The organism is Phenylobacterium composti DSM 19425, from assembly GCF_059568645.1.
This window is the reverse complement of record NZ_JCANTT010000013.1, coordinates 424,746-437,306: the sequence shown is the minus strand read 5'-3', so window position 1 is coordinate 437,306 and position 12,561 is coordinate 424,746. Positions and strand designations below refer to the sequence as shown.

Below are 12,561 nucleotides of genomic sequence, written 5' to 3'. Positions count from 1 at the left end.
GCCTCCCGTGGCGACGACGGCGCGCGCTCAATAGGTATGCCGCCGATCCCGGTCAATGGCGAGGCTTGGCCCGCCGGGCGGCCTCAGGCGCCGGGGACGTGGGCGCCGCCGCCGGTCTGGGCCCGGTGCCGCAGCCAGGCGTCGGCGAGGACGCAGGCGACCATGGCCTCCACCACCGGCACGGCGCGGATGCCCACGCAGGGGTCGTGGCGGCCCCTGGTGCGCAGGTCGATCTCGCGCCCGGCCTCGTCCACGCTGCGGCGCGGGGTGAGGATCGAGGAGGTGGGCTTGAAGGCCACCCGCGCGGTCACCGGCTGGCCCGTGGAGATGCCCCCCAGCACCCCGCCGGCCTTGTTGGACAGGAAGACGGGGCCGTCGGCGCCCATCCGCATCTCGTCGGCGTTCTCCTCGCCCGAGAGGGCGGCGGACGCAAAGCCTGCGCCGATCTCCACGCCCTTGGCGGCGTTGATGGACATCAGGGCCGCGGCCAGTTCGGCGTCGAGCTTGCCATAGAGGGGGGCGCCCCAGCCGGCGGGCACGCCCAGGGCCTCCACGGCCACCACCGCGCCGGTGGAGGAGCCGGACTTGCGGACCTTTTCCAGGTGCTCTTCCCAGACCGGCACGATCTCGGGATCGGGGGCCCAGAAGGGGTTCTCGCCGGTGACGCCAAAGTCGATCCGCTCAGGATCGACGGCGTGGGGGCCGATCTGCACCACGGCGCCACGGATGGTCACCCCCGGCAGCAGCTTGCGGGCGATGGCCCCGGCCGCCACCCGGGCGGCCGTCTCCCGGGCCGAGGCCCGGCCGCCGCCGCGGTAGTCGCGCACCCCGTACTTGGCGAAATAGGCATAGTCGGCATGGCCCGGTCGAAAGGCCTGGGCGATCTCGGAATAGTCCTTGGAGCGCTGGTCGGTGTTCTCGATCAGCAGGGAGATCGGCGCGCCGGTGGTGACCTGGCCGTCGGTGCGCTCGTCCTGGAACACGCCCGAGAGGATGCGGACGGCGTCGGGCTCCTGGCGCTGGGTGACGAACTTGCCCTGGCCGGGGCGGCGGCGGTCCAGCCACGGCTGGATGTCGGCCTCGGTGAGCGGCACGCCGGGCGGGCAGCCGTCCACCACGCAGCCCAGGGCCGGGCCGTGGCTTTCGCCCCAGGTGGTCACGCGGAAGAGGTGGCCGAAGGTGTTGTGCGACATGTCGCGGCGTCTCTAGCCCAAGGCCCGCCGGTTCACCAAACGCCGCCGCTCAAGCCGCCCAGGCGGCGGCGAAACGGCGGAGCAGGGAGAGGGCGGCGCTGTCGGCGGCGCCCGAGGTCTGGGCGAGGCGGATGAAGAGATGGCCGCGGGGATGGCGGCCCCGGGCCGGGAGACCCTGGCCCTCGAGCCGCACGAGGCCGCGCTCGCCGGCCTTGCGGGTGATCCAGACGATGCGCTTGCCCAGGGGCGTATCGAGGCTGACCCGGCCGCCCTTCCGGAGCGTGGCGGGGCTGACGTGTGCGGTCATCCAGAGGTCGTGGCCGCGGACCAGGACCCCGTCCTCGGCCCGGACATAGACCTCGAGCTGCGTCCCGCCGGCCCGGACCTTGTCGCCGGTGCGCAGACCGGCGGGCAGGGTGATGCGCAGGGTGCGCCCATCGGCCGTGCGATGTTCGACGGTCCCGCCCAGGAGGGCGGTCTGCGGCGGGATGACGAGCTGGGCCGCGGGCGTCGGCGGCGGCCGATGCGCGGGCGGCGGAGCCAGGCCGTCGTCCACGAGCGGGTTGCGCAGGCGTCGATAGGCCTCGACCACCTGGCGGAAGGCCCCGTCGCTGCCGCCGGCGTCGGGGTGGGCGCGCTTGGCGGCCTCGCGGAAGGCGGCGCGGATTTCCGACGGGGTGGAGAGCGAACTGACGCCCAGCACCTCGCGCGCCATCTTCAGCGTCATCTCGGAACGGGGCCGGGCCATGGTTCCGACAGCCTTGCCGGACAGGGTTAAAGGCGGGGTTAAATCTCGCCGCCCGCGCCACGGGGGCGTATATGCGGGCCCGTGACCGACAAGAGCCTGATCCCGCCGTCTCCGTCCGAGGACGACTATGTCCGCCAGGTGGCCGCCGCCGAGCCGCCGCCGCTGCTGGCCGAGACCGACCCTTACGAGCTGTTCCGCGCCTGGCTGAAGGACGCGGTGGCCAAGGAGCCCAACGACGCCAACGCCATGGCCGTGGCCACGGTGGACGAGACCGGCATGCCGGACGTGCGGATGGTGTTGCTCAAGGACGTCGATGAGCGGGGCTTCGTCTTCTACACCAACCTGGAGAGCGCCAAGGGCCGGCAACTGGCCGCCCAGCCCAAGGCGGCGCTGCTGTTCCACTGGAAGTCCCTGCGCCGGCAGGTGCGGGTGCGTGGGACGGTGAGCCCGGTGACGCCCGAGGAGGCCGACGCCTATTTCGCCACCCGGGCGCGCCCGGCGCAGATCGGGGCCTGGGCCTCGGAGCAGTCGCGGCCGCTGCCCGACCGCATGGCCCTGGAGAAGCGGATCGCCGAGGTGGGTCTGCGCTTCGGCCTGGGCAAGGTGCCGCGCCCTCCGCACTGGTCGGGCTTCCGCGTGACGCCCGAGCGCATCGAGTTCTGGCGGGACCGGCCGTTCCGCCTGCACGAGCGGCTGGTCTTCACCCGCTCGGGCGAGGGCTGGGCCACGCACAGGCTGTTCCCTTGAGCGAAGCCCTGGCCGTGGGCGTCAGCGAGGCCGAGGTGATCGCCTTCCTGGAGGCCCGCACGGAGCGGCGGATCGACACCGCCTGCGCCCATGTGTTCCTGGCGGGCGACACCGCCTGGAAGATCAAGCGGCGCGTGGATCTGGGCTACGCCAACTTCTCCACCGCCGAGCTCCGGCGGTGGGCCCTGGGGCGCGAGCTGGAGTTCAACCGGGCGTCCGCCCCCGACGTCTACCGCGCCGTGCGCGCCATCACCCGCGAGGCCGACGGCAGCCTGGCGATCGAGGGCCGGGGCGAGGTGGTGGAACATGTGCTGGAGATGCGCCGCTTCGACGAGGGCGGGGTGCTTTCGGCCCAACCCGAGACAGTGGACGGGGAGCTGGCCGAGGCCCTGGGGCGAGCCATCGCCGGCTTCCACGCCGCCGCCCCTCTGCGGCCCGAGGGCGGCCTGGCGCCCATCGCCTTCACCGTCGGCTCCAACGCCCAACTGCTGCGGGAGACCTGCCCGGGGCTCGATCCGGAGCGGGTCGAGCGGATGATCGCCCTTACCGAGGCCGAGCTGGAGCGGCAGACGCCGCTGCTGGCGCGCCGCGCCGCCTCGGGCTTCGCCCGCCGCTGCCACGGGGACCTGCACCTGGGCAACATCCTGATGGAGGGCGGCCGGCCGATCCTGTTCGACTGCATCGACTTCAACGACCTGCTGTCGGACCTGGACGTCCTCTACGACCTCGGCTTCCTGCTCATGGACCTGGACTTCCGCGACCGGCGGGACGCGGCGGTGCGGGTGCTGTCAGCCTATGTGGACGAGGCCGCCCGGACCTTTGGCGAAGGGATCTGGGAGGGTCTGGCGACCCTGCCCCTGATGCTGGCGGTGCGCGCCGCCGTCCGCGCCCATGTGGAGGCCCACAGCGGCCGCGACGAGATCGCCCGGGCCTATGTGGAGGCGGCCATCCGCCACCTCGCCCCGACCCCGCCGGCCCTGCTGGCGGTGGGCGGCCTCTCAGGCTCGGGCAAGTCCACCTTCGCCCGCGCCGCGGCGCCGGCGCTGGGGGCCGCGCCCGGGGCGGTGGTCCTGCGCACCGACGAGGTGCGCAAGCGCCTGCTGGGGGTGCCCCCGACCCAGGCCGTCTCCCGGGCGGCCTATACGCCCGAGCTGCACGCGCGGACCTACGAGACCCTGTTCGCCGACGCCCGCGCCCTGCTGGCGGCCGGGCGGGCGGTGGTGCTGGACGCCACCTTCACCAACCCCGCCATGCGGGCCCGGGCCGAGGCCCTGGCGGCGGAGGCGGGCGTCGACTTCGAGGGCGTCTGGCTGGAGGCGCCCCTGGCGGTGCTGGAAAGCCGGGTCGCGGCCCGCAAGGGCGACGCCTCCGACGCCACGGTGGAGGTCCTGCGCGGACAGTTCGAGGCGCTCGACCCGGCCATCCCCTGGCGGCGGCTCGACACCTCGGTCTCGCCCGAGGCCGCGGCCCGGGCATGGGCTGAGACCCGGGCGGCGTGATTTCGCCGCACGCCGTTGCCTAAATGACGGCGCGTCACTAAGCGTAAACCCAACTAACAAGCGTTCAGTTGGGAGAAGCGCACAGATGCTGGGCCTCATGCAGGATTGGCCGCTGACGGTCGACAAGATCCTCGATCATGCCCGGGACTGGCATGGCGACCGCGAGATCGTCAGCCGCTCGGTGGAAGGCCCCATCGTGCGGACCACCTACGCCCAGGCCCACGAGCGGGCCAAGCGGCTGTCCAACGCCCTGAAGGCCCTCGGGGTGCAGCGGGGCGACCGGGTGGCGACCCTGGCCTGGAACACCGCCCGCCACCTCGAGGCCTGGTACGGGATCATGGGGATCGGGGCCATCTGCCACACCCTGAACCCGCGGCTGTTCGTCGAGCAGCTCTGCTACATCATCAATCACGCCGAAGATAAGATCATCTTCACCGACCTGACCTTCGTGCCGGTGCTGGCCCAGCAGCGGGCGAACCTGCCGACGGTGGAGCACATCGTGGTCATGACCGACCGCGAGGGGATGAAGGGCGTCGACCTGCCGGGCGCGCTCTGCTTCGAGGAACTGGTGGAGCAGCACTCGCCCGACTGCGTGTGGGGCGGCTTCGACGAGAACACCGCGGCCGGCCTCTGCTACACCTCGGGGACCACGGGCAATCCGAAAGGCGTGCTCTATTCGCACCGCTCCAACTTCCTGCACACCCTGGTGACCCTGGGGGCGGACGTGCTGGGCATCACCGCCAAGGACGTGGTGCTGCCCGTGGTGCCGATGTTCCACGCCAACGCCTGGGGCATCGCCTTTTCGGCGCCGGCGGTGGGCTCGAAGCTGGTGATGCCGGGCCAGAAGCTGGACGGCGCCTCGGTGCATGAGCTGCTAGAGACCGAGGGCGTGACCTTCTCGGCGGCGGTGCCCACCGTCTGGCAGATGCTGCTCACCCACCTGCGGGAGACCAAGGGCTCGCTGACCACCCTGAAGCGGGTGGTGATCGGCGGCTCGGCGGTGCCCGAGGCCATCGTCCGCGGCTTCCGCGACGAGTTCGGGGTGGACGTGACCCACGCCTGGGGCATGACCGAGACCTCCCCGCTCGGCACCCAGGCCACGCCCAACGCCAAGATCGCCCAGATGAGCGATGAAGAGCAGCTGCGCTTCAAGCTGAAGCAGGGCCGCGCCCCGCTGGGCATCCAGATGAAGCTCACCGACGACGAGGGCCGGCGCCTGCCGCAGGACGGGACCACCTTCGGCCGCCTGAAGGTGTCCGGGCCGTTCGTGGTGGGCCGCTACTTCAAGGGCGAGGGCGGCGACATCCTCGACGAGGAGGGCTACTTCGACACCGGCGACGTGGCCACCATCGACGAGCATGGCTTCATGCAGATCACCGACCGCGCCAAGGACGTGATCAAGTCGGGCGGCGAGTGGATCAGCTCCATCGAGATCGAGAACCTGGCCGTCGGCCATCCGAAGGCCGCCCTCTGCGCGGTGATCGGCGCGGCCCACCCCAAGTGGGACGAGCGGCCGGTGCTGCTGGTGAAGCTGAAGGAGGGCGAAACGGCCGAGAAGGCCGAGTTCCTGTCCTTCCTAGACGGCAAGATCGCCAAGTGGTGGATGCCCGACGACGTGGTGTTCGTGGACGAGATCCCGCTCGGCGCCACCGGCAAGATCGACAAGAAGCTGATCCGCGAGCGGATGAAGGACTACGTCCTGCCCACCGCCCAGCAGCCGGTCCAGGCTTAGGCGAGGCGGTAGGCTCCGTCCTCGCCCGCCGTCACCTTGCCCTCGCGCTCCAGGTGGATGATCGCCGCCAGCATGGAGCGTGAGGCCGCCGGCCACAGGCGCGGATCCACATCGGCGTAGAGCCTGGGGGTCAGCTCGGCCACGGTGCCGGGGCCGGCCTCCAGGGCGCGCAGGATCTGGTCGATCCGCTCCTGCCGGTGCGCCCGGTAGGCGTCGATGAAGGGCGCCACGTCGCGGATCGGCGGGCCGTGGGTCGGCCAGAGGGTGGAGAAGCCCCGGGCCTGGATCAGGTCGAGGCTCTTCAGATAGGCGGTCATGTCCCCGTCCGGGGGCGTGATCACCGTGGTCGACCAGCCCATGATGTGGTCGCCGGAGAACAGGCAGTTCTCCTCCTTCAGGGCGTAGCAGATGTGGTTCGAGGTGTGGCCCGGGGTCGGGATCGCCTCGAAGGTCCAGCCGGGGCCCGAGATCGTCCCGCCGCCGCAGACGTTGACGTCGGGCCGGAAGGCGGCGTCGTGACCGGCCTCCATCTTCACCTCGCCCTCGTCCTCGGCGTCGGCCGTGGGGGCCGGGCAGCCTACGATGGGCGCCCCGGTCGCCGCCTGCAGCGGCCGGGCCAGGGGCGAGTGGTCGGAGTGGTGGTGGGTGATGAGGATCTGGGTCACCCGCTCGCCGGCGATGGCCGCCAGGATCGCCGCTAGGTGCGCCGGATCGTCGGGGCCGGGGTCGATCACCGCCACCTCGCCACGGCCGACGATGTAGGTGCCGGTGCCGACGTAGGTGAACGGGCTCGGGTTGTTGGCGATCACCCGCCGGATCAGGGGCGAAACCTGATCGCAGCGGCCGTACTCGACGTCGATCTCGCGGACGTAGGGGATCATCCGCCCAGCACGCCGGAAAGGTCGTAGCCGGCGGCCCGGCCCAGTTGCACCAGCTCGTCCCGCGGCCGCGCCCCGGAGAGGGCCTGGCTGAGGGACCAGGTGACGATGGAGCGGGTGCCCGAGCGGCAGAAGGCCAGGACCGGCGCCTCGGCCTCGGCGAGCACGGCCTGCATCTGCGCCACCTGGTCGGGCGTCGGGCCGCCGACGACGGGGATGTGGTGGTAGGCGAGCCCCGCGGCCCGGGCGGCGGCCTCGATCTCCTGGCTGGAGGGCTGGTCCGGCGACTCGCCGTCGGGGCGGTTGTTGATGATGGTCCGGAAGCCCTGGCGGGCGGCCTCCTGCACGTCGGTCACGCTGATCTGCGGGGACGTGGTGAAGTCGTCGGTGACGCGTCGGAAGTCGGACATCGGAACTCTCGGTTCTGGCAGGGGACCCTTCGTTGACATCATCGGGGGCGGGTGGAAGTTTCGCAACGTCCCGCCCGCAAGGTGACCATGGTTCGCTTGATCGGCCGCCGACCGGCCACGATCCCCGCGCATGTCCCGGTGATCACTGCGGCGATGGCCTGCGCGACGCCCCAAGACCTGAAGGACAGGTGATGAACGCCGGCCCCATTCCCTCGCCCGAGCAGCTTCTCGCCGACGCGGCCGACGCCCTGCGGCGCGGGGACGTGGCCGCCGCCCTGGCCGCCATCGGCCGGGCCGAGGCCGCCCAGCCGCACGATCCGCAGATCAAGATGCAGCGGGCCCTGGCGCTGCGGATGTCGGGCGCTTTCCCGGCCGCCATCGCCGCCCTGGACGAGGCCCTGGCGCTCGATCCGTACAACTTCCTGGCCCTGCTCTCGAAGGGGGCCCTGGTGGAGAAGGTCTCGGGCGAGCGGATCGCCGCCCGGGTCTATCAGAACGCCCTGAAGCTCGCCCCGCCCGACGACCAGCTGCCGCCGGCGCTGAAGGCGCCCGTGGAGCGCGCCCGAGAGGTGGTGGCCCGCACCCAGGCGGCCATGGAGGCCTTCCTGCGCGAGCAGATGGGACCGGTGGACAGCGCCGGATCGGAACTGGCCATCGCCCGGGTGGACGAGGCGATCGGCGTCTATTCGGGCCGCAAGAAGGTCTATCAGAACGAGCCGCTGCTGCTGCACTACCCGCGGCTGCCGGCCATTCCCTATTATCCGCGCGAGCTGTTCCCCTGGCTGCCCGAGCTGGAGGCGGCGACGCCGGTGATCCTCGAGGAGCTGCAGGCCCTGCTGGCGGGGAACATGCAGGACTTCGCTCCCTACATCGCCTTCCCGCCCGACGTGCCGGTGAACCAGTGGGAGGAGCTGAACCACTCGCCCCGCTGGAGCTCGCTGTTTCTCTGGAAGGACGGCGAGCGTCAGGAGGCGGTCTGCGCCCGCTGCCCGCGGACGGCGGAGCTGCTGGCGAGCCTGCCCATGGCCGACCAGCCGGAGTTCGCGCCCACGGCCATGTTCTCGGCCCTGGACGCCCACACGCACATCCCGCCGCACACCGGCTCGACCAACACCCGCCTGCTCACCCACCTGCCGCTGATCCTGCCCGGCCCGGCGCGGTTCCGGGTGGGCAACGAGACGCGGGAATGGAAGATGGGTCAGGCCTGGGTGTTCGACGACACCATCGAGCACGAGGCCTGGAACGATTCGGACCAGCTGCGCGTGATCCTGATCTTCGACGTGTGGAACCCGTTCCTGGAGGCGGGCGAGCGCGAGCTGATCAAGACCATGATGGTGGCCCGCAACCGGTTCTTTGCGGGCGGCTGAAGCCTATTCGACCCGCCGGACGCGGAAGGCGCGGCGGCCCTCGACGCTGGCCAGGAAGCTGCCGAGGGTGGCCTTGCGGATGGTCACCGACTGGCCGGCCTTGGGGTAGAGCGACAGCTCCTGCACGTCGATCTGCTGCCAGACCGCGCCGTCCTCCAGACGCAGCACCCACTTGCCGGCGCCGTCCTGGCGGGCCGAGGCGATCTTGCCGGTGATGTTGTCGATCTTGTCCTTGTCCTCGCCGCGCTCGAACACCGACAGCGAGGGCAGGCTGAAGCCGAAAGCCTCGCGGCGGACGGTGCGGGCCTGCTCGCGGTCGACCACCACGATGTCGCCCTTGGCCTCGGCCTGCTCCAGGGCGGCGGTGGCGGAATCATAGCAGCCGAGCCGGGCGGCGTCGTCGGTGAGCTTCCGGCAGTCGGCGAGCTGCTGCAGGAGCGCGGCGCGCCCCTCGACCTTGGGTTGGGCCGCCGCCGGGCCGGCCACGGACGTGGCGGCGAAGGCGCAGACGGAGACGGTGAGAAGGGCAGGGCGCAGGCGGGTCATCGGGCGGCTCCTGAGGGCGATTCCTCGCGATCTTGCCGTCTTGTAGCCCGGAGGACGTTTTGGCGCGAATGGGCCGATCAGCGGTCATCCTCTGCAACAATCGTGCTCGCCGCAACCATGCGCGGGCGATCTGTGACCATAATGCGACAGGTTGGCGCCCATGACATTTCCAGAACCTAATGTTCGTTGACCGTTTCTCCCTTAGCCACGTAACTCGACCGTAACCGGAAGCGACCCCGCCTCCGGGATCGATCTCTTTTGTGGGGAGCGGCTGCCGTCTCGGCAGTTCCGCTGGAGGATCCAGACCGTGAAATTCAATTCCGTGCGAGAACGCCTTCTGGCGTCTTCGATGATCTGTGGTGCGGCCCTTATCGGCCTGTCCGCCACTCCGGCCATGGCTCAGGATGAAGTCGCCGAAGTCGTGGTCACCGGTTCGCGTATTCCGCAGCCGAACCTGACCAGCGCCAGCCCGGTGACCGTCGTCGGCGCCCAGGACGTGGTGACGCGCGGCGTGACCCGCTCGGAAGACCTGGTGAACCAGCTGCCGCAGGTGTTCGCCGCTCAGGGTTCGAGCTACGCCAACGGCGCCACCGGCACCGCCACCGTCGACCTGCGCGGCCTCGGCGCCAACCGCACCCTGGTGCTGATCGACGGCCGCCGCCTGCAGCCGGGCACCCCGGCCGCCGGCGCCACCAACACCGCCCCCGACCTGAACTTCATCCCCGCCTCGCTGATCGAGCGCGTTGAAGTCGTGACCGGCGGCGCCTCGGCCGTGTACGGCGCCGACGCCGTGGCCGGCGTCGTGAACTTCATCATGCAGAAGAACTTCGAGGGCGTGCGGATCGACGCGCAGTACTCGGGGTATCAGCACACCAACAACAACGACCGCATCCAGGACCTGGTGACCCGTCGCGGCTCCACCGCCCTGAACCCGGCCGCCTTCGCGCTGCCGGAAAAGGACGTCTGGGACGGCGGCACGACCGACCTGAACATCGTGGTCGGCGTCAACTCGCCGGACGGCAAGGGCAACGTCACCGCCTACGCCGGCTACCGGAACGTCCAGCCCGTCACCCAGAACAACCGTGACTACTCGGCCTGTACCCTGGCCAACTCGGCCACCGACCCGTCGGGCTTCAGCTGCTCGGGTTCGGGCACCACGGCTCCGGCCCGCTTCCTGAACGGCGGCGGCGGCGGCGGCGGCGACTTCACCCTGGATCCGAACGCTCCGGGTGGTCGCGGCCTGCGCAGCTACGTCGGCTCGCGCGACGCCTTCAACTTCGCGCCCTACAACTACTATCAGCGTCCGGACACCCGGTACGTGCTGGGCGCCTTCGCGAACTACCAGTTCAGCGAAAAGGCCGAGCTCTACACCCAGCTGATGTTCATGGATGACCACACGGCCGCCCAGATCGCCCCCTCGGGCATCTTCGGCCAGAACATGAACATCAACTGCGAAAACAACCCGTTCCTGTCGGCTGACATGGTGACGGCGTTCTGCGCCCCCACCATCGACCAGCTGCCGGACGACCCGAACTTCCCGAACACCATCGGCATCAACGACGACGCCGACCCGATCACCCCCGGCCGTCAGGCCTCGGTGGCGGTGCTGCGTCGTAACGTCGAAGGCGGCGGCCGTGTGTCGGACATCCGTCACACCGACTACCGCGGCGTGATCGGCATGCGCGGTTCGCTGGACAACGGCTTCCAGTACGACGTGTACGCCCAGCACGGCGTCGTGGTGTACAGCAACATCTACTTCAACGACTTCTCGCTGGTCCGCTCGGCCCGCGCCCTCGACGTCGTGATCGATCCGGCCACCGGTCAACCGGCCTGCCGTTCGGCCACCTCGCTCGCCGGCACGAACGTCGACCCGGCCTGCCGTCCGTACGACATCTTCTCGTCGAACGGCCCGTCGCAGGAGTCGATCGACTACCTGCAGACCCCGGGCTTCTCGAACGGTGAATACGCCCAGACCGTCGTGTCGGCCTCGCTGACCGGCGACCTCGGCCAGTACAACGTGAAGCTGCCCTGGGCTTCGGAAGGCATCGGCTTCGCCATCGGCACCGAGTACCGTCGCGAGCGCCTCGACTTCAACACGGACCTGGCCTACCAAACCGGCGACCTGGCCGGTCAGGGCGGCGCGACGCTTCCGTCGGCCGGCGCCTACGACGTGTACGAACTGTTCGGTGAAGCGCGGATCCCGCTCATCTCCGACCAGCCGTTCTTCAAGAACCTGTCGGCCGAAGTCGGTTACCGCTGGTCCGACTACTCGCTGGGCTTCTCGACGGACACGTACAAGATCGCCGGCGACTGGTCGATCAACGACGACTTCCGTATCCGCGCCGGCTACAACCGCGCCGTCCGCGCCCCGAACGTGGTCGAACTCTTCTCGACCCTGAACGTGGTGCTGAACGGCTCGACCGATCCGTGCGCCGGGGCCACCCCGGACTGGACCGCCGAGCAGTGCGCCCGCACCGGCGTGACCGCCGCCCAGTACGGCAACATCGCCGCCAACGGCGCCGAGCAGTACAACGGCCAGACCGGTGGTAACCCGAACCTGGATCCGGAAACCGCCGACACCTACTCGGTGGGCTTCGTGTTCACCCCGACCTTCATCCCGGGCTTCTCGGCGTCGGTCGACTGGTTCAACATCAAGCTGAAGGACCGGATCGGTCAGATCGGTCAGGACGTGACGCTCGAGCGCTGCGCCACGACCGGCGATGCGTTCTTCTGCGATCTCATCCAACGCGCCCCGGGCACCGGTTCGCTGTGGCTGTCGCAGAACGGCTACATCGTCGACACCACCTTCAACACCGGCGCCCTGGAAGTCGAAGGCATCGACGTCGAAGCCAACTACCGCTTCGACTTCGGCGACTTCGGCCTGACCCGCGGCCTGGATCAGTTCGGCGGCATGTCGTTCAACTTCCAGGGTTCGTGGCTCGACAAGTACCTGGTCACCACCCTGCCGGGCGACACTCCGTTCAACTGCGCCGGCTACTACGGCGGCGTCTGCACGGGCTCGGCGGTTCCGGCCTCGGCCCCGATGCCGGAATGGCGTCACAAGCTGCGCGCCGCCTGGCGCACGCCTTGGGACCTGGAGCTGTCGACCACCTGGCGCTACGTGTCGAGCGTGACGTCGGACGCCTACCTGGGCGGTGCGACCCGCGGGACGGAACGTGACGCCAAGCTGACCGACAAGAACTACTTCGACATCGCCGGCACCTGGGCGGTCCGTGACAACATGACGTTCCGCTTCGGCGTGAACAACGTGTTCGACAACGAGCCGCCGCTGGTCAGCCAGTCGAACTGCCCGACCGGGCCCTGCAACGGGAACACCTATCCCCAGACCTACGACTCTCTGGGCCGGTACCTGTTCGTGGGTCTGCGCGCGGACTTCTAAGTCCTAGCGATAGCCTCAAGGACGAGGGCGGCGATTTCGGT

Annotated in this window: 10 protein-coding genes; 5 read left to right on the top strand and 5 right to left on the bottom strand. The window is 70.2% G+C overall.

What is annotated here, in order from left to right; all coding sequences use genetic code 11:
- Positions 1 to 83: 83 nt before the first annotated feature.
- Positions 84 to 1,193: a chorismate synthase gene (aroC, locus tag BO64_RS08425; protein WP_496402840.1), complete on the bottom strand. Its 1,110-nt coding sequence runs from the start codon at positions 1,191 to 1,193 to the stop codon at positions 84 to 86.
- 49 nt (positions 1,194 to 1,242) lie between these two features.
- On the bottom strand, positions 1,243 to 1,941 hold the full coding sequence (locus tag BO64_RS08420; RefSeq protein ID WP_496402839.1) for a J domain-containing protein: 699 nt from the start codon (positions 1,939 to 1,941) through the stop codon (positions 1,243 to 1,245).
- A gap of 81 nt (positions 1,942 to 2,022) precedes the next feature.
- Here BO64_RS08420 and pdxH point away from each other — a divergent pair, with 81 nt between their 5' ends.
- From pdxH to BO64_RS08405, 3 genes are all read left to right on the top strand, one after another.
- Positions 2,023 to 2,688: a pyridoxamine 5'-phosphate oxidase gene (gene pdxH / locus BO64_RS08415; RefSeq protein WP_496402838.1), complete on the top strand. Its 666-nt coding sequence runs from the start codon at positions 2,023 to 2,025 to the stop codon at positions 2,686 to 2,688.
- Positions 2,685 to 4,187: a bifunctional aminoglycoside phosphotransferase/ATP-binding protein gene (locus tag BO64_RS08410; protein WP_496402837.1), complete on the top strand. Its 1,503-nt coding sequence runs from the start codon at positions 2,685 to 2,687 to the stop codon at positions 4,185 to 4,187. Before pdxH ends, BO64_RS08410 begins: the two co-directional genes overlap by 4 nt.
- An 85-nt stretch (positions 4,188 to 4,272) precedes the next feature.
- Positions 4,273 to 5,919, top strand: coding sequence for a long-chain-fatty-acid--CoA ligase (locus tag BO64_RS08405; protein ID WP_496402836.1), 1,647 nt, complete (start codon positions 4,273 to 4,275; stop codon positions 5,917 to 5,919).
- Here BO64_RS08405 and BO64_RS08400 read toward each other — a convergent pair.
- A complete protein-coding gene (locus tag BO64_RS08400; protein ID WP_496402835.1) occupies positions 5,916 to 6,800 on the bottom strand; it encodes an MBL fold metallo-hydrolase in 885 nt (294 codons plus the stop codon). The genes BO64_RS08405 and BO64_RS08400 overlap by 4 nt on opposite strands.
- A complete protein-coding gene (locus BO64_RS08395; RefSeq protein ID WP_496402834.1) occupies positions 6,797 to 7,207 on the bottom strand; it encodes a TIGR01244 family sulfur transferase in 411 nt (136 codons plus the stop codon). The genes BO64_RS08400 and BO64_RS08395 overlap by 4 nt, the downstream gene beginning before the upstream one ends.
- 191 nt (positions 7,208 to 7,398) lie before the next feature.
- On the opposite strand from BO64_RS08395, the gene BO64_RS08390 reads away from it, so the two are divergent.
- Positions 7,399 to 8,574, top strand: coding sequence for an aspartyl/asparaginyl beta-hydroxylase domain-containing protein (locus tag BO64_RS08390; protein ID WP_496402833.1), 1,176 nt, complete (start codon positions 7,399 to 7,401; stop codon positions 8,572 to 8,574).
- A gap of 3 nt (positions 8,575 to 8,577) precedes the next feature.
- Here the strand turns inward: BO64_RS08390 and BO64_RS08385 are convergent, their stop codons facing one another.
- Entirely contained in the window at positions 8,578 to 9,120 is a 543-nt protein-coding gene (locus BO64_RS08385) for a hypothetical protein (RefSeq protein ID WP_496402832.1), read from the bottom strand.
- A gap of 307 nt (positions 9,121 to 9,427) precedes the next feature.
- Here BO64_RS08385 and BO64_RS08380 point away from each other — a divergent pair, with 307 nt between their 5' ends.
- Positions 9,428 to 12,520 carry a TonB-dependent receptor plug domain-containing protein gene (locus BO64_RS08380; protein ID WP_496402831.1) on the top strand — a complete coding sequence of 1,031 codons (3,093 nt, stop codon included), beginning with the start codon at positions 9,428 to 9,430 and terminating at the stop codon, positions 12,518 to 12,520.
- The last annotated feature ends 41 nt before the right edge of the window (positions 12,521 to 12,561 follow it).